The following is a 24,451-nucleotide window of genomic DNA, read 5'->3' as shown; positions in this document are numbered from 1 at the left end:
GACCTGTATCTTTCTTGGGAAATGCTTTGTAATAAATGTTCGACAAACTATCCCAGGGAAGCAGATGAGCTAACTTAACCCAACGGTTTTCTGGGTTAAGATGACGATCAAAAGGAGACTCAAATCCCTCAATAATGAGCTGATTCGGACTGCTATAAATAGGGCTAGGTGCACGCCTTTTTGATGCTTTTTTCATAAATCCTTGCACTTGACAACCTAAAAATAACTATAATTCATTGGTTAACAAAACGAATAGAGTTTTTCAGCAGACCCTATATAAGTAAAAATTAAGGTACTGTTTGGGGCTACGTTGAGTGAGAACGCGCCATTTGCATCCGTAGATGTGCTAGGCGCTTGATTTTTTACTTTGACAGATACGCCTGACAAGGGTTGGCCTGTTTCCCCGGAGATCGTTCCGGTTATGCGAATGGTGGCATCCTGGGCTAGGGCCTTTGATGCCGGATAGGATAGTAAGAGCACCGCCATAGACGCCCATAACAAATACTTTAGCCTGCCAAGTGGGCAAAGTATCCCAAAATTGTAAAGACTCATCATTTTTTTGGTTTATAAAATGGTAAAATTGGTGACTATCTTTTCTTTCTTGCTATACCGTGCAGCTAGATAGCAGGCACAAAAGCGCCGTTTGGAGGTATACTATGTAATATTTCTACATAGCAATTGACTTCAAATAAAGGTTTACTTGCTGTTTTCATAATTATTGGTTTTATACCTCTTTGAGAGGTGCTTGGTTTTTACAAGGGTAAAGGTATAAATAAAAAATCGATTTATGCAACCGATTGCAAAAAATATTTTTTACATAAGGTAGTTGTGTCGATGTTGTGGGTTTACTGTGTCTTAAAACTAATTGTTGGGGATTTGCGATTTGCTTTGAGTTCGTGCTTTCGGTGTGTGGATAAATAGATTTAATATTATTTCTATATTGTTAGTTGTCTGTTTTATAATAGAAGAATGATAGGAGGTGGTGTGTTGTTTGTAAATGCACGATAACTAGAGGTTGATTTTTGTAGCAGCTCATTAACAAGATGGGCGTTGGTTTAAAATTTTTTATTAAATTTTTGCAACCGATTGCAAAAATACATTACCTTTACTGCAAATAACCAATAGACTTTTTCATCATATGTTATCATTAGGGATAGATTTGGGTACTTCATCCGTAAAAGTGAGCATACTCGATACGGAGCGGCATTCTGTTGTGGTTTCTGTGAGTTACCCCGAACAAGAACGAGAAATCAAAAGTCTGCAACCGGGATGGGCAGAGCAAGACCCAAGGCAATGGTGGTCTGACGTGAAACAGGCTATTGGTATGCTCTTGTCAAGAGGTGCCTGTAACCCGAGAGATATAAAGGCCATAGGAATTGCCTATCAGATGCACGGTTTGGTACTGGTTGATGAGAATCTGCATCCAGTGCGCGATGCCATTATCTGGTGCGATAGCCGCGCGGTACCTTACGGCCAAAAAGCCTTCGACACGATGGGGCACGAGTGGTGCCTGTCCCATTTGCTCAATTCACCCGGTAATTTTACGGCTGCAAAACTGGCCTGGGTGAAGGAGAACGAACCGCAGCTATATAAGAAGGCATACAGGATGATGCTGCCGGGAGATTATATAGGGCTTTGTTTGACCGGACAGGTAACGGCAACCAAGTCCATGTTGTCCGAGGGGATATTATGGAACTTCAGGGATGATCGGCTAGCAACGGAGGTATTGGATGTGCTGGGGCTTCGGCACGACCTTATTCCTTATATACAGGACGTTTTTTCGATCCATGGTGAATTGCAGCCTTCGGTGGCAGAACAATTGGGTTTACCTCCACATATCCCTGTCAGCTATAAGGCAGGCGATCAGCCGAACAACGCGCTCTCGCTAGGCGTACTGCACCCTGGAGAAATTGCCGCCAATGCGGGTACCAGTGGCGTGCTCTATGCCGTAACAGGTGAATTGTACCACGATAAGCGGAGTCGTGTAAATGCATTTGCCCACGTGAACCATACTACTGAACAAGCTCGTTTAGGCGTGCTGCTATGCCTTAATGGTACAGGAATAGCCAATAAATGGATAAAAGACATTGCTGCGCCCAACATTTCCTATGAACAGATGAATGGAGTGATTGCCGGGATTCCGCAGGGGAGTGAAGGCTTATTGTTTTTACCGTTTGGCAACGGGGCAGAACGCGTCTTGGAGAACAAGCAAGTTGGTGCACAGTTTATCGGACTGGATTTCAACCAACATAGTCCCGGACACCTTTTCAGGGCGGTACACGAGGGGATTGCCTATTCGTTTCGCTATGGCCTGAACATCTTACAGGAAAATGGGCTGCTTACCGAGCTCGTCAAGGCTGGAAAGACCAATATGTTCCTCAGTGAGTCCTTTGCACAAACGTTTGTGGACATTACCGGATTGCACTTGCAATTATACCATACGGATGGCAGTGTAGGGGCGGCCATTGGAGCAGCTATCGGGGTAGGACATTACCGCACAGAACAAGAAGCTTTTGCCGGTAGGCCTATAGTTGCGGAATATCATCCCGAAAAAAAACTTGTGTATGAAGAAGGTTATGGTCAATGGTCTGCCCAATTGGATAGGCTCTTACATGAAACTCAACAGGTATTGAATAATTGATAGGTATAAACCTGCATAGATTTAACCAACTAGTAGTGTCTTTACGTTTAAAAAAAAATCAAAAATAGCATCATGAAATTAACTATTGGAGAAACAGAATTTTTCAAGAATATTGGCAAAATTCCATTTGAAGGATTAGAGAGTGATAACCCGCTTGCCTATCGCTGGTATGATGAAAGCAAGGTAGTCGCTGGCAAAAGCTTAAGCGAATGGTTGCGCTTTGCCGTAGCCTATTGGCACAGCTTTAATGCCAATGGCAGCGACCCATTCGGCGGACCCACATTGCATTTTGCTTGGGATGTAAAACAAGATCCCATTGCTCGCGCCAAGGACAAGATGGATGCGGCCTTTGAGTTTTTCACCAAGCTGGGTACTCCTTATTATTGCTTTCATGATGTGGACTTGGTAGACTTCGGAAACGATATACCGGAAAATGAAAGAAGATTGCAGGCATTGGTAGATTACGCCAAGGAAAAGCAATCGGCTAGTGGCGTAAAGCTCTTATGGGGAACGGCCAATGTTTTCAGTCACGAGCGCTATATGAACGGAGCTTCCACCAATCCCGATTTCCACGTGTTGAGCCATGCAGCGGCACAGGTGAAGGCAGCTATCGATGCTACCATTGCCCTTGGTGGTGAAAGCTATGTGTTCTGGGGCGGTCGCGAAGGGTATATGACCTTACTGAATACGGATATGAAAAGGGAACAAGAGCATCTTGCCCAATTCCTGCACACGGCAAAGAATTATGCTCGTAGGCAAGGTTTCAAGGGTACTTTTCTGATAGAGCCGAAGCCATGTGAACCTACTAAGCACCAATATGACTATGACGCGGCCACGGTGATCGGCTTCCTACGCCAATATGATCTGCTGGACGATTTCAAGTTGAATTTGGAAGTCAATCATGCTACTTTGGCCGGACACACCTTTCAACACGAGTTGCAGGTAGCTGCAGATGCCGGACTATTAGGATCCATAGATGCCAATAGGGGCGACTACCAGAATGGCTGGGATACCGATCAGTTTCCAAATAACCTGAATGAATTGACGGAGAGTATGCTCATTATCCTGGAGGCCGGTGGCCTTGCCGGCGGAGGAACCAACTTCGATGCCAAGATTAGGAGGAACTCTACAGATCCCGTCGATTTGTTCTACGCGCATATTGGCGGCATAGACAATTTTGCAAGGGCATTGATTACGGCCGACCGCATATTGCAGGAATCCGACTATAAGCAAATCAGGAAGGATCGTTATGCCTCTTTCGATTCTGGTACAGGTAAGGATTTCGAGAAAGGTAAATTAGCGTTGGAGGATCTGCGCAACTATGCGGTGGCAAATGGAGAACCTAAGCCAACTAGTGGGCGCCAAGAGTACCTCGAAAACCTGATAAACAGGTATATCTAGATAGATGTAACATACTTATTGGCTTCAATTTTATATTAGATGACAAGGGCCTATGAAAATTATGAGAAAGTCAGAAATCCAACAACAGTATGGGGAGGTAAAAACAGTGTGGATACCGAATCAGCTGAACATAGAAAGCTTGGCTCGACTTAACCATGAGCTGAGCACCTCCCTAACATTGGTTTTGGCGCCATTGGAAGAGCTGATGTGTTGTGAAACGAATGCTGATGTTTTTGGAAAATTGCTTGCCGTTAAGCAACATACCAAAAGATTGTTGAATTTGGCCAATCAGCTGAGGGACTTTATGGTATCTCCGAAAGAAATTGAGGTCGAATCACGGGATACTAAGTTCCTGAAAAAAGTACTGTTCTATATCGAGCGGCATCTAACAGACCCCGCATTGTCGGTAGAAAACCTTAGTAAACATGTGGGTATGAGTCGTGGAACCTTGTATTATAAGTTGCTCGAAATCACCGGCCAATCTCCCATTGACTACATTCGGTCCATAAAACTCGATAGGGGAGCAGTTCTGTTGGAAAAAAGCGATATGAATATCGCACAGGTTGCCTATGCTGTTGGCTTCACTACGCCCAACTATTTTGCAAAATCATTTAAGATGAGATTTGGGGTACTGCCTTCCGAATTTCTTGACAGAAAAAGAAAAGTTTCTGTATGTTGACTGCTATCCGTTATAGAAAAATTGGCGCTGCCTGCTTGAAATACCTGACGGTAGTATTATGCCTTATAGGTATTTCCGAAAATCATGTACTATCGCAGATTCGTCTTCCCAGATTGATAAGCGATGGCATGATTATCCAGCGCGATATGGAGATTCGGATTTGGGGCTGGGCTTCGGTAGGCGAGGAGGTTGCCGTAGATTTTAACGGTATAAGACGTAGATCCATTACGGATGAACAAAGTCAATGGATCGTGACCTTTCCTGCCATGCAGGCAGGTGGGCCTTATACGATGGAAATAAAAGCAAGCAATCGGGTTCTCCTCAATGATATATGGATAGGGGATGTGTGGGTCTGTTCAGGTCAGTCAAACATGGAGCTGCCTATGGTTCGCGTTAAGCCGAGGTTTGAGGAAGCAATTGCCTCATCCACCAATCCAAAAATCAGGCAATTTGACGTATCCACACGTTATGCGTTTGCATCGCCCAAAGACGATTTGGAAGAAGGAACCTGGGTGGATGCCGATCCAGGATCCGTGTTGAAGTTCACGGCAGTTGGGTATTTTTTTGCCAGAGAATTATATGAAAAATATAAGGTGCCAATCGGTTTGATTAAATCGGCCGTAGGAGGTTCGCCGGCAGAAGCTTGGCTAAGTGAAAATACATTAAAGAGCTACCCTCATTACTTGGCTATCCATAAAAAGTATAGGGATAGCCTCTTGGTAGATAGCATCAAGAAAGCCGATGCGGCCATTATCCAAGCATGGAATGCACGGATTGACAGTAGCGATTTGGGATTGCAAGGAAAGACAAAGTGGTATGATGAAGCTTACCGGCCAGAAAGATGGAAAAATGCAACGATACCTGGTTATTGGGACGACTGGCAAATTTTTGACACGAGGGGACAAGATCATCTCAATGGCGTTGTATGGTTTCGTAAAGAAATTGAGGTGCCAGAGTCGATGGTAGGAAAACCAGCCATGCTGGTGCTGGGCGCTATCGTTGATCGGGATGAGGTGTATGTCAATGGCACCTTGGTGGGCACCACGGGCTATCAGTACCCGCCTAGACGGTATCCTGTACCCGTTGGTTTGTTGAAAAAGGGCAAGAATATTGTTGTCCTAAGAGTAATAAGCAATGTGGGGCGTGGTGGATTTGTGAAAGGGAAGGAATATATGCTGCAGTCAGGTAAGGAACGGATTGATCTCAGCGGCACATGGCAGTGTCAGCTAGGCTATGCCTCCAATCCCATGCCGGGAGGAGGCGTTACTTTTCATTACCAGCCAGGGGGCCTATTCAATGGCATGATAGCGCCCTTATTGAACTATGCCATAAAAGGCGTCATCTGGTATCAGGGAGAGTCCAATACCGATCGCGCCGCGGAATACCAAAGTCTTTTTCCAGACTTAATCAATGACTGGCGTAAAAATTGGCATCGGCAGAATCTCCCATTCCTTTATGTACAATTGGCCAATTTTATGGAACCTAGAGACCAACCGTCGGAAAGCGGATGGGCAGCATTGAGGTACGCACAGTTTAAGGCATTGGATCTACCGAATACTGCCATGGCAGTAACAATTGATGTGGGCGAAGCAAACGATATCCACCCATTGGACAAGGAAACGGTAGGGAAACGCCTGTCACTGGCAGCGCGGAAAATGGCATACGGCGAGGAAAAGTTGGTGTACACAGGACCGCTATACAAGTCGTTTCGCCTGGAAGACAATAAAGTGATTATCGATTTCTTCAGCGCTGGGTCTCCTTTGAAGGTGACGGGAGGTGAACTGCAAGGCTTTGCCATAGCTGGCCCTGACGGAAAGTTCATATGGGCCAATGCAAGGATAGATGGCAATGAAGTATTGGTGTGGCACGATTCGATTGCCCATCCGACAGCGGTTCGCTACGCTTGGGCAGATAATCCGGTGCATGCCAACCTGTACAATGAAGCAGGGTTGCCTGCTTCACCCTTTGAGGTTGACCTAAAGTGATTTTTCAATAAATGTTTATAAATATTTAAAAATAAATTTGTTATGAAGTTTTTTATCGATACGGCCAATCTCGGTCACATAAGAGAAGCACATGAATTAGGTATATTGGATGGTGTGACAACCAATCCTTCATTGATGGCCAAAGAAGGGATTAGCGGGCACGAAAATGTGATACGCCACTACAAGGCCATTTGCGATATTACCGATGGCGACGTAAGTGCAGAAGTGATATCCACCACCTTTGAGGGAATGCTGCAGGAGGCCGAAGAACTGGTCAAAATCGATGAGCAGATCGTGGTAAAGATTCCTATGATTAAAGATGGTGTCAAAGCTATTAAGTACCTCAGTGGCCAAGGTGTTCGGACGAACTGTACTTTGGTTTTCTCTCCGGGGCAGGCCTTGCTGGCAGCCAAGGCAGGTGCTACTTACGTGTCGCCTTTCATCGGGCGCTTGGATGATGTTTCTACAGATGGAATGGTCTTGATAGACGATATCAGGTTGATTTATGACAATTACGATTTCAAAACACAGATCTTGGCCGCCTCCGTACGCCATCCCATGCACATCATTGCCTGTGCCAAATCAGGTGCCGATGTGGTGACAAGTTCCCTGTCGGCGATAACCGCCTTATTGAAACACCCTTTGACCGATATTGGCCTGGCACAATTCCTTGCCGATTACGAAAGGGCAGCTGCCACAACCAATAAGCCAAATGCTTAGTGAAGATGGTGATTAAAAAGAACGCTCACCATCTTCCCAAGCTGAAATAACAATTAACGGAGAAACCACATCTTATTCATACCGCAATGCTTCTATCGGATCCAATGCTGCGGCTTTGAGCGCGGGGTAATAGCCGAAGAAGACCCCCGTAAAAGCGCAAACGATGAATGAAATTATAATGGAAGACTCGGAGATAATGGTAGGCCAATGCAGGAGATAGGATACGGCTAAGGAGGCCGAAATGCCGAGCACGACGCCGATTAGTCCCCCGGTAATACTAATGAGTATAGCTTCCGTTAGGAATTGCCACAAGATATCCTTACCTCTGGCTCCGATGGACATGCGTAGGCCTATTTCGCGTGTACGTTCTGTCACGGAGACATACATGATGTTCATGATACCGATGCCGCCAATGACCAAGGAGATACCCGCAACGGCAGTCAGTAGGCTAGTCATCATGCTGCTGGTGCTGCTCATGGTATTGATGAGGTCGGCTTGGGTTCTGACATCAAAGTCATTTTCGGCGCCTTCGCGCAAGCGGTGGTTGGCTCTCAGTACAGCAATGATCTCGTCAGTGGCCTTGTCAGACACGGCCTCGGTAGTGGCCGATGCATAGATGTTTTGGATATAGGTGGTGGCCAATATACGTTTCATCACCGAACTATATGGCGCTATGATGATATCGTCTTGGTCTTGTCCAAAGGTGTTCTGGCCTTTGGGACTCAACACCCCGATGATCTCGAATGGGATTTTGCCGAAACGAATAATTTGTCCTATGGGATTTTCGCCCTCATTGAACAGGTTGTCCACAACCGTTTTTCCTACCAAGCAAACTTTTTGGGACGATCTTATCTGTTCATCCGTAAAATTGCTGCCCTCCTGTATGGATAGTTTGCGTATGCCCAAATATTCGGGCGACACGCCTTGCAGTGAGGTAGGCCAGTTTTTTGAACCTTTAATGGCTTGTCCGCTGCTGGATACGCCTGGCGATATGGCACTGATGTCTTTCACCTGCTCCCTTATTTTGTCCACGTCGTCCAAGGTAAGCGTCTGTACACTGGAGGCTCCCAGCCGCACGCCCCCTGGCATGGGCATGTTATTGTAAGGCATGATGGTAATCATGTTAGACCCCATGCTGGAAAAAGTATTCTGGATACTTTGTTTAGAGCCTTCTCCTATGGACATCATGGTGATGACCGCCGCCACACCGATGATGATGCCAAGCATAGTGAGAAACGCTCTCAGCTTGTTGCGTTTTAGGGCTTTTAGGGCTATTCTGAATAAATTTATAAAGCTCATAACTATTTAGTTATATATAACTTTTCTAAAGTTGAAAACTTTAGAAAAGCTTATTAAAAAAGTTTATTAATAGTCATCCGTTACGGGCAAGGCCGCCAAAGCTTCTTTGGCAGATTTGATGTCTGTATTGCGCGTGTCCCTTTGCAGTAGTCCATCGCGTAGCATGACGGTACGGCTGCTGAAAGAGGCAATATCGGGCTCGTGGGTGACGAATACGATCGTCTTTCCCTTTTCCTGGTTGAGCTCCTGCATAAGACTCATGATCTCATAGGAGGTTCTGGTATCCAAGTTGCCCGTGGCCTCATCGGCCAATATCATCACGGGCTCGTTGACCAATGCCCGGGCTATGGCCACACGCTGCTGCTGTCCGCCCGACAGCTGGTTGGGCGTATGGTCAAAGCGATCGGCCAGTTTCACCAGTTCCAGTGCATGCATTGCCCGTTCCCGTCTTTCCCTGTGTCCTACACCCGATTGGTACATGAGGGGCAATTCTACGTTTTCTAAAGCGGAGGTACGTGGCAGCAAGTTGTAGGCTTGGAATACAAAGCCGATTTTCCTATTGCGCAACTGGGCAAGGGCGTCCTTGTCGAGACTTCTTACGTTCACTCCATCCAGAAAATAGTCGCCCGACGTGGCCTTGTCCAGACAGCCCAGTATGTTCAACATGGTCGATTTGCCCGAGCCGCTACTACCCATGATGGTAAGAAACTCGCCCGATTCCACCGAAAAGCTGACACCTTTTAGTGCCTTTACGATTTGCGAACCTACCTTAAACTCTCTGCGTAGGTCGTGTATTTTCAGTATGTCGCTCATGCTTATCTTCTTCTTGGTGGCGTGGGCATAAAGGGACTAGCTCCTTCTCCTTGCGCAGTGGCAGCTTCCTTACTTTTTTCTAGTGCTGTAATGACCTGCTCATTTTCGTTCAGTCCGCTTTTGATTTCGGTGCTGGTATTGTTGCTCATGCCTATTTTGACTATTCGTGGCGCTATTTGCCGCCCCTGTAGAACCCAAAGAAAGGCTTCTCCTTGTCCCGGCTTCATGGACTGCGCGGATTGCAAGGTATAGGGAGGGGTGACCTGTGTAGCGTCTGGCACGAATTTGAATGCCGTATTGGGTACCACCAGTATGTTTTTCGCTTCTTTTGTGAAGATGGTCACGGTAGCCGTCATGCCCGGTTTCAGCTTCATGTCGTCGTTCGAGGTATTGACGATGGTCGTGTAGGTCACCACATTTGATGAGGTGGTGGGCTGCAGCCTCACTTCCGAAACCGTACCTTCAAATAGTTGGTCTACGTAGGCGTCGACCGTAAAGGTAACCCTTTCTCCCGCTGCTATTTCGCCTATGTCGGCCTCATCAACCATGGCCTGCACTTGCATCTTGGTGATGTCCTTGGCCAGACTGAAAAGGGTAGGGGTGTTGAAGCTCGCTGCCACGGTTTGTCCCACGCTCACGTTCCTGTTCAGTACTACCCCGTTGATGGGGGAATAGATCTTGGTAAAAGCCAGGTTCTGCTGCGCCGAGGATAGTTGCGCCTTGATGCTGTTTACATTGGCTACGGCCGTTTCGTATGAATTGAGGGCAAGGTCATAGTTGGCCTTGCTGATAGCGCCTACGTCAAAAAGCTCCTTTTGACGCTTATAGTTGGCGGTTTGGTAGTTCAGCGTGCTGGTCGCTTGGGCCAGATTGGCCTTTATCTGATTTACCGACGCCTGCATCAGGGTAGGATCCAGCTCGGCCAATAACTGCCCCTCTTTGACCGTAGCATTGAAATCGGTATAAATGCTCTGTATGATGCCTGATACTTGCGTTCCTACGGCTACAGTATCTACTGGTTGTATGGTGCCGGTAGAAGTGACTATGGTAGCCACATCGCCCTTTTCGACAGGCACGGTGGTGATGAGGCTTTGTTCTTTTTTACTTCCCCGTACCAACCATATCACTAGGAAGATGATGGCGACAACGCCAATGGCAATAAAGATTTTCGTTTTGGTTTTCATTTTCTGTTTCCTGTTTATTTGTTGACGGCATCCGAGCCCTTGCTATAAAAATTGTAGATATCGATGGCCAAGAGGGCATTGTATTTGGCCTGTGTAAAGTTTTGTAACGCCTGTATGTATAGGTTTTTTTGCTGCACGTACTCTACTGTATTATAGGTGCCTATGCGCAATTCTTCGCCCGCTATACGGTAGGCCTCTTCGTTGTATTTCAATTGCTCTTGCGATGTGCCATACTGGCTGACAGCCGTATTGGCCGAGATATAAGCGCTCTCAACGGCTTGGGACAAGATGGTTTTCGTATTGGCATAGCTTAGGTCAGCCTGTTCGAGCGCGATTTTTGCCCGCGCCACGTTCGTTTGGTTTACCTTGCGGGAAAAAATGGGAATGGAGGCGGTGATGCCTATCTGTTGATATATGCTGTTGTTGAACTGGCTAAAACCCAGCGAAGTGTTATTGCCATAGGATGTTCCGAGCCCACCACTGAGGCTGATGGTAGGAAGATAGCCGCTCTGCGCATTTTTTATGTCCAATTTTGCGCCTGCTATGGCCAGTTCGCTGTTTTTTATCTCTGGTCTATAGGACAAGGCATTGGCGAGTACTTGCTGCTGCGATGGGATCGCTTGTATGGAGCCAGTACTGTCGGGCCTTTCGATATCAAAACCTGTATCCATGGGCAACTGGAGCAATTGCTTTAAGGTCAGCTTATCCTGTTTTTCATTGTTTTGTGCACTAGTGAGTGTGAACTGGTCATTGGCCAGTTGGGCTTCCAGCTGGATGAGGTCCTTGCGCGCTGCGCTGCCCGTATTGTACTGGGCTTGCATTTGCTTCACCTGCTCCTTAGAACTGTTTACCAGGTCTTCCGCATAGACAATAGTCTCTTTGTCTAATAGAATATTGTTGTACGCCTGAATAATCTGTAGATAAAGATTGTTTTTTTCTTCTTCCACATCGAGCTCGGACATGGATACGTCCAGTTGTTTCTGTTGTATATCTCTCCTTAGTACCCCTCCATTATAGAGTGTCACGGCCGAGGTGAGGCCCAGGCTACCGTTGTTGTTGGTAGTCGAACTGCCACCAGAGCCAGTTACTGTGGTGTGATTAAGATTATGCGAGGTGCTAGCGGTCAGGTTAGGCCAAAGCGCCGCCCGGGATTGAATGAGATTTTGTTCACTTGTCAGCTTGGACAATCTTAGGCTATTGACGGTGATGTTGTTTTCTTGGGCATATCGTAAGCAATCTTGTAGCGTCCACCTGGCTGGCAGCGTATCTTGGGCATATATCCCTTGAACCGTCCAAACGGATGTTACCACTAAAAGTCCCGACAGAAATAGCCATTTTCTGATGCTATTGTACATATACTTCGTTTTGATTTTCTGCAAATGAAGATTTTTGTTTTTTTGAAAAAAAATACCATGGATAGAAACGCAAGGTTGCCCGATAGACAGGCAAATTTTCCATACGAATAGGTCAAACAGGTTTAATAGACAAATATTGCTTCCATATCGGGAAATCTTTCCTTTCCGTCGGATTTTTCGTTTTGACAGAGAAATTGCGTTAAACTTGCATCCCAATGGGACAGCCCCATAGTGATACATTATGAAAACTATCAGTAAGCAACAGCAATATAAGACTTTGTGGATTGTCGTCATCCATGGCATGCTTTGGGCCTTGCTGGGCTTCGTATTGTTGTTTTATCCCCCCTTGTCGTGGAATGTAGAGTTGCCTTTCGTATTTTGGGTGAAGCAATGTCTCAGTATGTTCTTGTTGGCCGTGATTTTTTACCTGAATTATTTTGTGGTCACGCCAAATTACCTATTTCAGGATAAGTTGGGTAGATTTTTTGTGTTCATCCTCCTGTTTTTGGTTTCCTTGCAGGTGCTTAACTATGCGATTTCAAATCTGCTGTCTTTTGATCAGATGATGGCCAGTGTGCGCCATAGGCCACCGCCACGGGAATTTCGTTTGATTGACAGCTTTGTGTTGATGTTGAGCTTATTGGTGTTGGGCATCAGTACCGCCATTGCTGCGGTGCAACGATGGCAGAAAGATGCTCGATTGGGCGAAGAGCTGCAAAAGCAGCAGATAGAAGCGGAATTGTCCTTCCTGAAAGGGCAGATCAACCCGCATTTTTTCTTCAATACGCTCAACAGCATCTATTCGCTGTCTTATACAGACGTGGAACTTTCTAGGGAGGCCTTGCACAAGTTATCGCGCATGATGCGCTATCTTCTTTACGAGACACAACAAAACTTGGTAAGCCTCAAGAAAGAGATCGATTTTTTGAGAGACCATATCGCCTTGATGTCCCTGCGTTTGCATAGCAACAATCAAATCGAATTTAGGGAGCCAAAAATGGATAAAGATTTCATGATAGCGCCTATGCTGTTATTACCTTTTGTGGAAAATGCCCTCAAACATGGGATCAGCACCAGTAAACATACCCATATTTTGATCGATTTGGAGATATTATCTCCACATACCTTGCATTTGAGGGTAGAAAACGATACCTTTCAGGAACAAAAGTTGATGCAGGAATCTGGCGGCATAGGCTTGCAAAATACCAAAAGGAGATTGGACTTGCAATACCCGTCAAAATACACGCTTTCTCACGGGAAAGATGAACAGCATCGCTATATCGTTGATCTTAAACTGGATTTGTCATGACGATCAATTGTATTGCCGTAGACGATGAGCCATTGGCCTTATCGTTAGTGTCATCCTTTATAGACAAGACACCGTTTTTGAACGGTGTGGGTACCTTTTCCAGTGCCATTGAGGCGTTGGGCGAGATTGAGAAAAGGCAGGTGCAGCTTATCTTCTTGGACATTGAAATGCCCGATCTCAATGGCATGGAGTTTTCCAGGCTGCTGATGAACTCTACACGTAATTCAACCTGTAAGATTATTTTCACCACGGCATACAATCAGTTTGCGATAGAAGGGTACCAGGTCGATGCGCTGTACTATTTGCTGAAACCTTTCAATTACGCCGAGTTTCTGATGGCGGCCAACAAGGCCAAGAACTATTTTGAGCAGCAACAAGCTTTGGCACCTTCACCTGCGATGGAGGAACAACAAACGCTTGAGGAGCGTTATCTGTTCTTAAAGGTAGATTACAAATTGGTACGGGTAGACTTTGACCAGATACTTTATGTGGAGTCTTACAAAGACTACGTGAAAGTACATACGGTCAAGGAAGATGCTCCTTTGACGTCCTTGGCTAGCCTAAAATCCGTGGTGGAGAAGTTGCCGAAAAATGAGTTTACCCGTATCCATCGCTCCTTTGTGGTTGCCAACTCCAAGATAGATGCCATCAGCCGCAATGGTGTGGAGATAGGGAGGCAGCACATACCTGTGGGCGATCAATATAAAGAAGATTTCAAGCAATTATTGCAAAGGTGGGGGTAAGAGGGCTGCATCTTATATCCTTTTCTATATCTTTGTGCCAATATGTCCAAAACAGTCACTCCATACAATGCTGCTACCGTGAAGAAAAAGGATCAGGTAGCTACCATGTTCAACAATATATCCGGAACATACGACTTTCTGAACCATTTCCTTTCTTTCGGTATCGATATCATCTGGCGCAAAAGGGCCATTAGAACATTGGCTAAGCTGCAGCCCAAGCACATATTGGATGTAGCAACCGGTACAGGTGACTTTGCCTTTGAAGCATTGAAGATGCTGCAGCCCGACCATATTATCGGCGTAGATATATCTGAAGGCATGCTGGCTATTGCTAGAGAGAAAATTGCCAAAAGAGGGCTTCAGGGAAAGTTTAGTGTGGAACTGGGCGATTCGGAAAACCTTCCTTTTGCGGAAAACAGCTTTGATGCCGTGACCGTGGCCTTTGGTGTGCGCAATTTTGAAAACCTGTCCTTGGGACTGGAAAGCATTTGTCGGGTGCTAAGACCGGGCGGTCAGGTGGTGGTGCTGGAGTTTTCCAACCCTAGGAGATTTCCCATGAAACAGCTGTATAGCTTTTATTCCAAGACCTTTATGCCTTTCTTCGGAAAGCTGTTTTCCAAGGACAAAAGAGCCTATGCCTACCTGCCAGAATCCATTGTGGCCTTTCCCGATGGCAAAGACTTTACGGGTATCATGGAGCAAGCAGGCTTTTCAAAGACCAAGTGCAGGCCGCAGTTGTTCGGCGTATGCAGTATTTATACGGGAATGAAGTAAGTACGGTACTTGGTGGATCCTATTTAGTGTTTAGATAGATTGGTTTTGATACTTGAATTAAATGCTACAAAAGGCAATAATTTGTTTCATTTCATATAAGTTGCTGTTTTTTCAATCGGCAATCGCGCAGTTTTCCTTGCCCTTTGGAGGAGCTTATGATGAAGATGCGCGATTGCATCTTGGCTTTTTCTTCAATTACACGCCAAGTTACTATAGCTTGACATTAAAATCGGGTTTTTCAAGCTACGATCCCGTATTTGACAACAGTTCCGCGCTATCGGGCAAACATCTTTCAAGGGTAATCTCTGTACCCAGTTATACGGGGATGGGATTTGGGATACCTGTCGATTTTAAATTTAATGATCGCGTTGACTTTGTGCTGAGACCCACGTACAACATGCTTGCAGGGCAATATCTGGAATATCATTTTGTCGATGGGCAAGGCAACGAGGTAGTAGTGCCCCGTTTTCATCGAGATCTGCTAGAATCCAGCATTGGAACAGTAAACAGAGAATACAACTATTTTTCCTTCGATATGCCTTTGTTGGTCAAATACAAATCGAAGGAAAAGTCGCTGAAGGACAATAGGTATCGGGCATATGTAATCGCAGGCATGCGCTATACCAATAATTTGGGGGCAAGGAAATACAATAGCCAGCTGGCTGTAGAGTTTGAGAATCAACCAGAGCGAATGCCTTTGGTTATAAAGCCAGAAATTTTTTCGTACGAAGTGGGGTTGGGATTTGATATTTATTTTGAATATTTCAAGATGTCTCCCGAAATTAGGTGGTCACAAAGTATTGGCAACGTGCTAGACAGATCTGAAGCTGTAATGGCGCAAGGGCATAACCCCTATACTTCTGTTATTGATAAATTATTGCTACGAAACATTAACATTAGTATTTCGTTTCAGTGAAAGACAGCCATCAGCTTTCAGCTATTGGGGTTTTGCAATTGGTTGCGGTTTGGTTGTAGCGTAAACGTTTAATTCGTATTAATATCTCATATCTCATATCTCATATCTTTTAATCTAAAATAACCATGAACAAAAAAGTTTTCATCACTGGAGCGAGTTCTGGCATCGGTTTAGCCTGTGCCGATGTGTTTGCGCGAGAGGGCTACGATCTGCTTTTGGCCTCTAGACGTATAGATAAATTACATGCCATTGCTACGGATATACAAGTGCAATACGGGGTTCAGGTACAGGTCATAGGCTTGGACGTGCAGGACAAGCAAATGGTATCCAAAGTTTGGGACGAACTGCCGGAATCATGGCGGGAGATCGACATATTGATCAACAACGCCGGCCTGAGCCAAGGACTAGAACCCATACAAGACGGAGATACAGACGATTGGGATCGCATGATAGATACCAATGTGAAAGGACTGCTGTATGTGACCAGGAAAGTGGCGCCACATATGCAGGCGCGTAATGGGGGGCATATCATCAACATAGGCTCCATCGCGGGCAAGGAAGTGTATCCCAATGGCAATGTTTATTGCGCGTCGAAACATGCTGTAGATGCCCTATCAAAAGCCATGCGCATAGATTTATTGCCTTATAACGTGAAGGTAACCTGTGTGGCTCCCGGAGCGGTAGAAACTGAGTTTTCCATAGTGCGTTTCAAAGGAAATGTCGATAAGGCCAAACAGGTTTATACAGGCTTCGAACCTTTATATGCTATAGATGTGGCCGAGGCCATTTGGTTTGCGGCATCCAGGCCGGCGCATGTCAATGTGAATGATTTATTGTTAATGCCTACCGCACAGGCAAACAGCACGACATTTTCTAAAAAGATCACCACATAAGTCTTCAGAACATCATATTTCCATTTTATGAAGATAAAGTAGCAAAAAGAATTACATTTGTAACCATGTGGCTTGCACGGAGGCACGTATTTTTCACTCTATAATTTTGCGCCGCGCAAGACTTCGTTAGTAAAATTATATCTTAATCATGTCATTACAAGAGACTATTAATGCTGATTTAAAGGCAGCCATGTTGGCTAAGAATGAAGTAAAGGTTAGGGGGCTTAGGGCTATCAAAGCGGCCTTGCTGCTCGCGGCAACCGAAAAAGGTGCTGCGGAAGGATTGGGCTCCGATACCGAAATGAAGGTCTTGCAGAAATTGGTAAAGCAGCGTAAAGAATCGGCCGAGATTTATCAGCAGCAAAATAGGCAAGACCTATATCAAATAGAAAAGGAAGAGCAAGAGGTAATCGAGCAATATTTGCCCCAGCAGCTTGATAGTGACGAAATAGCTCGCGAGCTGGAAAAAATCATTGCCTCTGTGGGGGCAAGCAGTATCAAAGATATGGGTAAAGTAATGGGAATTGCCAACAAAGCACTTGCTGGACGTGCGGACGGCAAGACAGTGTCTGAGTTGGTGAAGAAATTGCTCAATAAATAATTTGCAGTTATGGCTTCGGGGTATGGATTCGCCAGTTAGTTGATAGGATTAAACCATTAGCTGCTTCCATCGTTTCACAATAACAGAAAGGAGGATAATATGACAGCAGGAGAAATCTTGAACAATACATTTTTCCCGGTACAAGTTGATGATACGGTCGACTATATGCTCGATAGAATGGGGGAGTATAAGGTTTCGCAATTGCCCTTGGTAAAGGAGGGTCAATACTTGGGTTTAGTATTTGAAGATGATTTATACGAGTTGTCGTCTGCAAATGGACCGCAAACCTTGCTGCCCGTAGAGCAGCGCCCTGCACGATATGTTTTTATTTACGAAAATCAACACGTCTATGATGTGTTGCGGTCTATTCAGGTAAATAGCATCGATGTGCTGCCGGTATTGGACGTTAATAACGTATATCTTGGCGCTATACTCAATGCAGATATGTCTGGCGTACTGGCGGGTTTTTTGTTGAGCAACGAACCGAGTAGCATTGTTGTACTGGAACTCAATAGCAGGGACAATTCCTTGGCTCATATAGCTCAATTGGTGGAGTCGGATAATGCACATGTACTCAATTCTTCCGTTCGTGAGTTTCAGGAATCTACCAAGATAGAGGTTACCATCACCATAGATCGGATAGACATTAATTCCATCCTCTCTGCATTTATGCGACATGATTATACCGTGAAATCGACTTTCAATGACGTGAAGCATTACGATGATACCCAGCAACGTTACGATCATCTAATGAACTATCTCGATATATAGCATGTTTTTTCTGGCCTATATCATTAGGAGCTATGATTTATTCTTTTAATTTTGCCTGAGCAGCAATGTGCAAGAGCTTCATTGCCACTAAAAACAAATTATTTGGATGAAAATAGCCATTTACGGTAGGGAGTTTCAAGACTCGGTACTCCCATATGTGCAGCAGCTCATAGATATGATGGCTAAACATCATATTGAAATCTGGATATATGCCGATTTTTATGCTTTTTTACTAGACAAAATCAATTTTCCTGATGATATTCAATCCTTCAATGATATCACCTCATTGCCGAAAGTTTCCTTTCTCCTGAGCTTGGGTGGCGATGGCACCATGCTATCGGCTGTATCTGTCATAGGAAATAGGGGTATCCCGGTGACGGGTATTAATCTTGGCAGATTAGGTTTTCTTGCTAGCATCAATAAAGAGGGAATAGAGCATGCATTTCAAGAGTTGTTGATAGGGAACTATGCCGTTGAGAAGCGGGTGTTATTGGCAGCAGGTATCGAATCGGTGCAAGGAGAACCTCCAAAAATCTTTCACGCACTTAATGATATGACCATTCTCAAGAAGGACATCTCTGCCATGATTACCCTTCATGTTCATATAAATGGTGAATTGTTGAATTCCTACTGGTCTGACGGGTTAATTATTGCTACGCCGACAGGCTCTACGGCTTATTCGCTGAGTTGCGGGGGACCAATAGTGGTTCCCGGATCGGGCAATTTCATCATTACGCCTATTTCTCCTCACAACCTCACGGTTAGGCCAATTGTGGTAAACGATGAGAGTAAGATACGTATCGTGATAGAAAGCCGGAGCGATAGTATTTTGTTTACGGCCGATTCGCAGACCGCATCTATCAGCACAGAGGAAACCGTTACTATCCAAAAGGCTGATTACCATGTGAACCTTATTCGGTTAAAACAGGAGAGCTTTTTCAAAACATTGCGTAAAAAATTACTATGGGGGCTGGACACTCGTAATTACTAATCGCCTAGCTAATGCTTGTGGAGCAAGAGCCGTTGGCTCCTGTGCGAAATCGCTCCAATGGATCCTGTGAGTCAAAAAAGTAAATCTAAAATCAAAAATCCACATTTCGGGAATTGTTTTTATCTTTACCGCTTTAAATAAAGTAATATATTTATATCGTCTTGAAGTTCGCTGTTTTGTTGTGCTTATCCATTGCTGCCTATGGGATAAATATTGCCTATTCGCAGTCTTGGGAGTTTGGTGTGCAAGGTGGTGCCTCTGGCTATATGGGAGACCTCAATCCGGAAAATCCCTTTAAGGTCAACGATTGGGCTGTAGGTGTATTGGGAAGATATAACATAAACGGCAACTATTCCCTAAGGCTAAACGCATGGCGCGCCAACATTTGGGGTAGCAGTAGCCATTTTGTTGAGGGCACTGAAGAGCGCAACAAAAATTTGGCGTTTCAATCTGCTTTGTATGAAATGTCCCTGGTGGGAGAGCTGAATTTTTTCCGGTTTATTCCTTGCTTGGATAAAATTTATTATACACCCTATATTTTTGCAGGCGCTGGCCTTACGCATTTCAATCCGAAAAGAAACGTCGATGGTCGTTTGGTAACCTTATACGACAAACCTACGGAGGTCTACGATCATCCATATGCTAGTTCCACGGAAAAGTACAAAAGGCTCACATGGAGCATTCCAGTGGGAGTAGGGTTTAAGTATAATTTCATGGGTCCGTGGACAGTAGGCGTAGAACTGGGATACCGTTTTGCTATGAGTGATCATCTTGACGATGTTTCTGGGATGTATCCCGATTTTGTAAATGCTGCTTCGGTATATTCACCGGAAAGCTTGGGCATGGTGGCTTACGATGCGCAACTGGCTCGTTTGTTGGCAGATCCTTCAGAACAAGCCCATGTGGCCGGTACTATGCGTGGCGATAGCAGAGAAAGGGATGCCTATATGATATTTAATTTTACCGTTACCTATGCAATTTTCAAAAAAGGTTGCCCGTTGTTCTATAAGAGATGAATTTCGACAATAACCACATGAGTGCAAAAGAATTAATAGACAAGGCAAAGGTGCCTAGTCACATTGCTATTATCATGGATGGTAATGGGCGGTGGGCCAGAGATAAAGGACAAGAAAGGTCGTTCGGCCATCAAAGCGGTGTGGATTCCGTGCGTGATGTGCTAAAGGGGATAGTGGAGATAGGGGTGCCTTATATTACCTTGTATACTTTCTCCACGGAAAACTGGAATAGACCAAAGGAAGAAGTACACGCACTGATGGATATTTTGGTGCACTCCATAGCTTTGGAAAGCGAAACGATGATGAAGCAAGGGATACGCCTCAATGCCATTGGCGACTTGCAACAGCTCCCTGTAAATGCCTATGATGCGCTGATGGAGGCCATTAAGGAGACGGCTAAAAATAGCGTTTGCACACTTACATTGGCCTTGAGCTATAGTGCTCGCTGGGAAATCGTAAATGCAGCCAAGCGGCTGGTGGCATTGGCTGCCAAAGGCGAAATAACGCCAAAGGATATCAATGAGGAATTGTTTGCCAATCAGTTGACTACATATAATTTGCCAGATCCTGAATTGATGATCCGTACCGGTGGAGAGCAGCGTATCAGCAACTACCTATTATGGCAGTTGGCCTATGCCGAATTGTATTTTACCGAAAAACATTGGCCCGATTTCCGAAAGGAGGACCTGTTTGAGGCAATTCTCGAATACCAAAAGCGCGAACGGCGTTTCGGCCTCACTAGTGAACAAATTATAGTGAAATAAATATTAAAAAAAAGATAAGCGAATAGGCTGTTGTAAGGTGAAATTTTTCTTTTAACAAAAATTAACAACTGATTGCCTTACTTTAGCGTCGTCAAATAAAATCGATGAAGAGACTTTTTCTGTTATTCAGTGTCATTATTATAAGTGTTAATTATGCATCTGCGCAAATACAAAATGGCGCTCAACGTAACTACAGGCCCGTAACTGGCAATGAAGACTTTAGTTATTTGAATCCAAAGGATTATATCATTGGCGGGGTAACCATTAGCGGTACCCAGTTTTTGGACAATGATGTATTGCTCACCATAGCCAAGCTTCATGTAGGTGACAGAATAGAGATTCCTAGCGATGCCACTTCCAATGTTGTGAAAAACTTGATGTCACAAGGCTTGTTTGACGACGTGACGCTAGAGGCCGATGTAGTGAAGAATGATACGATATACTTCAATATTGCGGTCGTGGAGCGTCCGCGACTTACCCGTATAGATATTACGGGCATGAGCAAGAGCCAGACGGAAGAAGTAAGAAAAAGACTTAATGAGAATACCGGTCGTATCATCAACCAAAACTTGATCAACACCACTGAAAATACCATTAGGCGTTTTCTGAGGGAAAAAAGCTTCTTATATCCCGATATTGACATTAGCCAAAGAAAGGACAGTTCGGAGGTAAACAACGAGATATTGGTCGTAAAGGTTGACAGAAATAAGAAGGTAAGGGCAAAACGTATAAACTTTACAGGTAATAAGGACTTTTCCGATAGGAAAATGCGTAAGTATTTAAAGAAGGTAAAGCAAGTAGCATGGTGGCGTATTTTTGGCCCTGGAAAGTTCAATTACGAGAAGTTTGAAACTGGCAAGGAGGCCTTGCTATCCAAATTGCATGATAAGGGCTATCGAGATGCAGAGATATTAAGCGACACGGTGACTCAACTGGACAGAAGGCACGTCCAAATTGATATAGAGGTATATGAAGGACCTAAATATTACTTCGGAAATATTACCTGGTCTGGAAATGCCAAATACAAATCAGAGGACCTTACTCGTATTTTGGGAATAGAAAGGGGACAAGTGTTCAGCGAAGATTTCTTGAACAAAAGACTGATGGGCCCTACCAAAACGGGAAGAGACGTTTCTGCACTTTATATGGATGATGGCTATCTTACTTTTCAGGTTGATCCCGTTCAAACACGTATCTATCAAGATACTATTGACCTTGAATTGCGTATGTACGAAGGGCCACAATATACCGTTAGTAAGGTGACCGTCAAAGGGAATGACATTACGAACGACAAAGTGCTAATGCGTCAAATACGAACCAAGCCAGGGCAGAAGTTTTCTAAAACACTGGTGATGCAGACCATGCGCGAAATCGCTACCCTTGGGAATTTTGACGAATCAAAGACGGGTATCGATCCTAGGCCAAACCCAAGTGATGGCACCGTAGATCTTGAATATACCGTTGCTGAAAAACCTTCTGACCAAGTGGAGCTATCAGGAGGTTTTGGTGCTGGACAGATCATTGGGACATTAGGTCTTACGTTCAATAACTTTTCTACAAAGAATATATTCAACAAAAAAGCATGGCAACCGCTACCGAAAGGAGATGGCCAAAAATTGTCTCTTCGTGGACAAACTAGCGGTAAACGTTACCAGTCATATAGCTTTTCTTTCTCCGAACCTTGGTTGGGTGGAAAGAAACCTATTTATTTTGGTTTGAGTGCTTATACATCCATGTCTTCTTATGTGGGCTATGACTATACTACTGGTAGGTACCAAGACGTAACGGATGTCACGCCGCGTATCCGCATGAACGGTGTTTCGGTTACTTTGGGTAGACGCTTGAAATGGCCCGATTACAATTTCCAGCTAAACTACTCGTTGAACTTCAACCAGTACAAGCTGCAAAACTGGACAGGATTTCTATTCCCCACTGGTACGGCCTATAATATTAACTTGACACAGGAAATCAGTAGGAACTCCTTGGATGACCCTATCTTTCCGCAGTCTGGTTCGCATTTGCGTTTCACCGTCCAAGCTACGCCTCCATACTCGTTGTTCAATAACCTCAATTATAGGACTGCAACCGATCAGGAGCGTTATCGCTGGACCGAATATCACAAATGGAAGTTCGATTCACAATGGTTTCAAAGCGTGATCGGTAAACTTACCTTTAAGGCACAAGCTCAATTTGGTTTCATAGGTAGTTACAGCAGTGTGACAGGAACTTCTGCATTTGAACGCTTCAAACTGGGGGGCGATGGTATGCAAGGCTTTGATTTCTTGCAAGGTTCTGAAATTATAGCCATGCGCGGTTATGCCAATGGCGTGGTTATCCCAAGAGATGCGAATAATGCAAGCCAAATTAACATAGCACGCAACTCTGGTAGTCCTATTTATACCAGGTACCAGATGGAACTTCGTTATCCCATTATGAATAGCGAACAAGCCAGGGTGTTTATGTTGGCTTTTGCCGATGCTGGTAATACTTGGAATCAGTTTAAGGATTTCAACCCCTTTCAGGTGCGCCGCTCGGTAGGTGTAGGTGCTAGGATATTCTTGCCTATTTTTGGTTTGCTGGGTATAGATTATGGTCATGCGTTTGATGCAGTGCCAGGGCTGTCCCGTGATCAGTGGCGCCAGCCGTTCACGTTCAGCATCATGCAGCAAATGGGTGGATTTAACTAGGAAATTGAAATTGTGGAATTAAATTTGTGTACATTTATGGAACATGATAGTTGATTGTGTAAAATAATGCAAAAGCTAGGGGTTAAACCTTAATAAGACAAAGCAGTCTTATTCTTTAGAACAAAAGAGTCGACAACGACTATGACATGTTAAAAAGATGAAACCTGCAGGATACGCGGCCATGTGAGAAATAAGAAGTGTACGTGTAGGTGCTATGAAGGTTCCCGAAAAGGCAAATTATTCACGAATGAAATTAAAAATGCAAAATATGAATATTAGAAAAATCGTACTGACATTGGCTATCTTGTCCTTGACGGGATTTGCCGCTTTCGCCCAACGTTTTGCATATGTAGACACTGAATATATATTGAAACATATTCCAGATTATACAGCGGCAGAGCAGAAATTAAATGATATGTCAGAAAATTGGCAGAAAGAAGTGGACGCTCGATATGCCGATATTGAAAAGATGTACAGGGCCTACCAAGACGATCAGGTGTTGCTCAATGATGATGCACGGAAGAAGAGGGAGGACGAAATCGTGAATAAGGAACGCGAAACCAAGGAGTTTCAAAGAAGAATATTTGGGTTCGAAGGTGAGCTGTATCAAGAAAGGCTACGTCTAATACAACCTATTCAAGAAAAGGTATCCAAGACCATTCAAGCTATTGCAGAAAGTCAGAATTTGGACTTGATTTTGGACAAAGGGAGCGAAGTTAACTTTTTATATGCCAACCCAAGACTGGACAAAAGTGATGAAGTCATAACAAAATTGGGATATAAACCAGGAAATGTTGCAAAACAGTAATATCTTGATTAAAATTGCAGCTAATATTAAAAACGGATAATTAAAATTAATTTAAATCCCACCGATCCAGCGGTGGTAAAAAACAAAAAAGGAAATTGAGT

23 protein-coding genes are annotated in these 24,451 nt (G+C 44.5%); 17 read left to right on the top strand and 6 right to left on the bottom strand.

Translation table 11 applies throughout. The features are described 5' to 3' along the window. Both A37S_RS27780 and A37S_RS0114290 read right to left on the bottom strand, forming a co-directional pair. A partial coding sequence (locus A37S_RS27780) for a hypothetical protein (RefSeq protein ID WP_211229751.1) occupies positions 1–196 on the bottom strand: 196 nt, incomplete at its 3' end. Between the two features lie 44 nt (positions 197–240). Next, positions 241–555: a carboxypeptidase-like regulatory domain-containing protein gene (locus tag A37S_RS0114290; protein ID WP_084163913.1), complete on the bottom strand. Its 315-nt coding sequence runs from the start codon at positions 553–555 to the stop codon at positions 241–243. A 583-nt stretch (positions 556–1,138) separates the two neighbouring features. On the opposite strand from A37S_RS0114290, the gene A37S_RS0114285 reads away from it, so the two are divergent. From A37S_RS0114285 to fsa, 5 genes are all read left to right on the top strand, one after another. Next, positions 1,139–2,641, top strand: coding sequence for a xylulokinase (locus A37S_RS0114285; RefSeq protein WP_028297580.1), 1,503 nt, complete (start codon positions 1,139–1,141; stop codon positions 2,639–2,641). Between the two features lie 72 nt (positions 2,642–2,713). Next, a complete protein-coding gene (gene xylA, locus A37S_RS0114280) occupies positions 2,714–4,042 on the top strand; it encodes a xylose isomerase (protein ID WP_028297579.1) in 1,329 nt (442 codons plus the stop codon). Between the two features lie 61 nt (positions 4,043–4,103). Continuing rightward, on the top strand, positions 4,104–4,721 hold the full coding sequence (locus A37S_RS0114275; protein ID WP_169719506.1) for a helix-turn-helix domain-containing protein: 618 nt from the start codon (positions 4,104–4,106) through the stop codon (positions 4,719–4,721). Further along, positions 4,715–6,706, top strand: coding sequence for a sialate O-acetylesterase (locus A37S_RS0114270; protein ID WP_084163912.1), 1,992 nt, complete (start codon positions 4,715–4,717; stop codon positions 6,704–6,706). Before A37S_RS0114275 ends, A37S_RS0114270 begins: the two co-directional genes overlap by 7 nt. A gap of 42 nt (positions 6,707–6,748) precedes the next feature. Beyond that, on the top strand, positions 6,749–7,426 hold the full coding sequence (gene fsa, locus A37S_RS0114265; RefSeq protein ID WP_028297576.1) for a fructose-6-phosphate aldolase: 678 nt from the start codon (positions 6,749–6,751) through the stop codon (positions 7,424–7,426). 72 nt (positions 7,427–7,498) lie between these two features. Here the strand turns inward: fsa and A37S_RS0114260 are convergent, their stop codons facing one another. From A37S_RS0114260 to A37S_RS0114245, 4 genes are all read right to left on the bottom strand, one after another. Further along, positions 7,499–8,725 (bottom strand): ABC transporter permease, encoded by a 1,227-nt coding sequence (locus A37S_RS0114260; protein ID WP_028297575.1) that lies wholly within the window; start codon positions 8,723–8,725, stop codon positions 7,499–7,501. Between the two features lie 66 nt (positions 8,726–8,791). Further along, positions 8,792–9,538, bottom strand: coding sequence for an ABC transporter ATP-binding protein (locus A37S_RS0114255; protein ID WP_028297574.1), 747 nt, complete (start codon positions 9,536–9,538; stop codon positions 8,792–8,794). 2 nt (positions 9,539–9,540) lie between these two features. Continuing rightward, complete coding sequence (locus A37S_RS0114250) at positions 9,541–10,722, bottom strand: efflux RND transporter periplasmic adaptor subunit (RefSeq protein ID WP_028297573.1); 1,182 nt, start codon at positions 10,720–10,722, stop codon at positions 9,541–9,543. A gap of 14 nt (positions 10,723–10,736) precedes the next feature. Further along, the gene (locus A37S_RS0114245) at positions 10,737–12,077 is read right to left on the bottom strand and encodes a TolC family protein (RefSeq protein WP_036602582.1); all 1,341 of its coding nucleotides are present in this window, start codon (positions 12,075–12,077) and stop codon (positions 10,737–10,739) included. A gap of 241 nt (positions 12,078–12,318) precedes the next feature. Between A37S_RS0114245 and A37S_RS0114230 the strand changes: the two genes are divergently transcribed. From A37S_RS0114230 to A37S_RS0114175, 12 genes are all read left to right on the top strand, one after another. Then, positions 12,319–13,386, top strand: a complete 1,068-nt coding sequence (locus A37S_RS0114230) for a sensor histidine kinase (RefSeq protein ID WP_051293193.1) — start codon at positions 12,319–12,321, stop codon at positions 13,384–13,386. Continuing rightward, positions 13,383–14,129 carry a LytR/AlgR family response regulator transcription factor gene (locus A37S_RS0114225; RefSeq protein ID WP_028297570.1) on the top strand — a complete coding sequence of 249 codons (747 nt, stop codon included), beginning with the start codon at positions 13,383–13,385 and terminating at the stop codon, positions 14,127–14,129. Before A37S_RS0114230 ends, A37S_RS0114225 begins: the two co-directional genes overlap by 4 nt. Positions 14,130–14,171: 42 nt before the next feature. Continuing rightward, complete coding sequence (gene ubiE, locus A37S_RS0114220) at positions 14,172–14,903, top strand: bifunctional demethylmenaquinone methyltransferase/2-methoxy-6-polyprenyl-1,4-benzoquinol methylase UbiE (protein ID WP_028297569.1); 732 nt, start codon at positions 14,172–14,174, stop codon at positions 14,901–14,903. A 61-nt stretch (positions 14,904–14,964) separates the two neighbouring features. Beyond that, positions 14,965–15,819 (top strand): hypothetical protein, encoded by an 855-nt coding sequence (locus tag A37S_RS0114215; RefSeq protein WP_028297568.1) that lies wholly within the window; start codon positions 14,965–14,967, stop codon positions 15,817–15,819. A gap of 125 nt (positions 15,820–15,944) precedes the next feature. Further along, positions 15,945–16,712: an SDR family NAD(P)-dependent oxidoreductase gene (locus A37S_RS0114210; protein ID WP_028297567.1), complete on the top strand. Its 768-nt coding sequence runs from the start codon at positions 15,945–15,947 to the stop codon at positions 16,710–16,712. 148 nt (positions 16,713–16,860) lie between these two features. Beyond that, the gene (locus A37S_RS0114205) at positions 16,861–17,313 is read left to right on the top strand and encodes a GatB/YqeY domain-containing protein (RefSeq protein WP_028297566.1); all 453 of its coding nucleotides are present in this window, start codon (positions 16,861–16,863) and stop codon (positions 17,311–17,313) included. Between the two features lie 99 nt (positions 17,314–17,412). After that, positions 17,413–18,084, top strand: a complete 672-nt coding sequence (locus tag A37S_RS0114200) for a CBS domain-containing protein (RefSeq protein WP_028297565.1) — start codon at positions 17,413–17,415, stop codon at positions 18,082–18,084. A 106-nt stretch (positions 18,085–18,190) separates the two neighbouring features. Beyond that, complete coding sequence (locus A37S_RS0114195) at positions 18,191–19,075, top strand: NAD kinase (RefSeq protein ID WP_028297564.1); 885 nt, start codon at positions 18,191–18,193, stop codon at positions 19,073–19,075. Positions 19,076–19,236: 161 nt separating this feature from the next. Beyond that, the gene (gene porG, locus A37S_RS24790; protein WP_169719505.1) at positions 19,237–20,091 is read left to right on the top strand and encodes a type IX secretion system protein PorG; all 855 of its coding nucleotides are present in this window, start codon (positions 19,237–19,239) and stop codon (positions 20,089–20,091) included. Positions 20,092–20,108: 17 nt separating this feature from the next. Then, the gene (locus A37S_RS0114185) at positions 20,109–20,855 is read left to right on the top strand and encodes an undecaprenyl pyrophosphate synthase (protein ID WP_028297563.1); all 747 of its coding nucleotides are present in this window, start codon (positions 20,109–20,111) and stop codon (positions 20,853–20,855) included. A 104-nt stretch (positions 20,856–20,959) separates the two neighbouring features. Continuing rightward, positions 20,960–23,542 carry an outer membrane protein assembly factor BamA gene (bamA, locus tag A37S_RS0114180; protein ID WP_028297562.1) on the top strand — a complete coding sequence of 861 codons (2,583 nt, stop codon included), beginning with the start codon at positions 20,960–20,962 and terminating at the stop codon, positions 23,540–23,542. Positions 23,543–23,810: 268 nt separating this feature from the next. After that, entirely contained in the window at positions 23,811–24,350 is a 540-nt protein-coding gene (locus A37S_RS0114175) for an OmpH/Skp family outer membrane protein (RefSeq protein ID WP_425414409.1), read from the top strand. The last annotated feature ends 101 nt before the right edge of the window (positions 24,351–24,451 follow it).

This window comes from Olivibacter sitiensis DSM 17696 (assembly GCF_000427965.1).
Classification (GTDB): Bacteria; Bacteroidota; Bacteroidia; order Sphingobacteriales; family Sphingobacteriaceae; genus Olivibacter; species Olivibacter sitiensis.
The sequence above is the reverse complement of the archived record's forward strand: the minus strand, read 5'-3'. Positions and strand labels throughout refer to the sequence as shown.

Excerpts from the sequence above, each read along its gene's own strand:
- A37S_RS0114275 (WP_169719506.1), top strand. The coding sequence starts at position 4,104 with ATGAGAAAGTCAGAAATCCAACAACAGTATGGGGAGGTAAAAACAGTG.
- A37S_RS0114230 (WP_051293193.1), top strand. The coding sequence starts at position 12,319 with ATGAAAACTATCAGTAAGCAACAGCAATATAAGACTTTGTGGATTGTC.
- ubiE (WP_028297569.1), top strand. The coding sequence starts at position 14,172 with ATGTCCAAAACAGTCACTCCATACAATGCTGCTACCGTGAAGAAAAAG.
- A37S_RS0114245 (WP_036602582.1), bottom strand. The coding sequence starts at position 12,077 with ATGTACAATAGCATCAGAAAATGGCTATTTCTGTCGGGACTTTTAGTG.
- A37S_RS0114210 (WP_028297567.1), top strand. The coding sequence starts at position 15,945 with ATGAACAAAAAAGTTTTCATCACTGGAGCGAGTTCTGGCATCGGTTTA.
- A37S_RS0114200 (WP_028297565.1), top strand. The coding sequence starts at position 17,413 with ATGACAGCAGGAGAAATCTTGAACAATACATTTTTCCCGGTACAAGTT.
- A37S_RS0114260 (WP_028297575.1), bottom strand. The coding sequence starts at position 8,725 with ATGAGCTTTATAAATTTATTCAGAATAGCCCTAAAAGCCCTAAAACGC.
- xylA (WP_028297579.1), top strand. The coding sequence starts at position 2,714 with ATGAAATTAACTATTGGAGAAACAGAATTTTTCAAGAATATTGGCAAA.
- A37S_RS0114225 (WP_028297570.1), top strand. The coding sequence starts at position 13,383 with ATGACGATCAATTGTATTGCCGTAGACGATGAGCCATTGGCCTTATCG.
- A37S_RS0114205 (WP_028297566.1), top strand. The coding sequence starts at position 16,861 with ATGTCATTACAAGAGACTATTAATGCTGATTTAAAGGCAGCCATGTTG.
- bamA (WP_028297562.1), top strand. The coding sequence starts at position 20,960 with ATGAAGAGACTTTTTCTGTTATTCAGTGTCATTATTATAAGTGTTAAT.
- A37S_RS0114195 (WP_028297564.1), top strand. The coding sequence starts at position 18,191 with ATGAAAATAGCCATTTACGGTAGGGAGTTTCAAGACTCGGTACTCCCA.
- A37S_RS0114290 (WP_084163913.1), bottom strand. The coding sequence starts at position 555 with ATGATGAGTCTTTACAATTTTGGGATACTTTGCCCACTTGGCAGGCTA.
- A37S_RS0114215 (WP_028297568.1), top strand. The coding sequence starts at position 14,965 with ATGCTACAAAAGGCAATAATTTGTTTCATTTCATATAAGTTGCTGTTT.
- A37S_RS0114255 (WP_028297574.1), bottom strand. The coding sequence starts at position 9,538 with ATGAGCGACATACTGAAAATACACGACCTACGCAGAGAGTTTAAGGTA.
- A37S_RS0114250 (WP_028297573.1), bottom strand. The coding sequence starts at position 10,722 with ATGAAAACCAAAACGAAAATCTTTATTGCCATTGGCGTTGTCGCCATC.
- A37S_RS0114270 (WP_084163912.1), top strand. The coding sequence starts at position 4,715 with ATGTTGACTGCTATCCGTTATAGAAAAATTGGCGCTGCCTGCTTGAAA.
- fsa (WP_028297576.1), top strand. The coding sequence starts at position 6,749 with ATGAAGTTTTTTATCGATACGGCCAATCTCGGTCACATAAGAGAAGCA.
- A37S_RS0114285 (WP_028297580.1), top strand. The coding sequence starts at position 1,139 with ATGTTATCATTAGGGATAGATTTGGGTACTTCATCCGTAAAAGTGAGC.
- A37S_RS0114185 (WP_028297563.1), top strand. The coding sequence starts at position 20,109 with ATGAGTGCAAAAGAATTAATAGACAAGGCAAAGGTGCCTAGTCACATT.
- A37S_RS0114175 (WP_425414409.1), top strand. The coding sequence starts at position 23,811 with ATGAATATTAGAAAAATCGTACTGACATTGGCTATCTTGTCCTTGACG.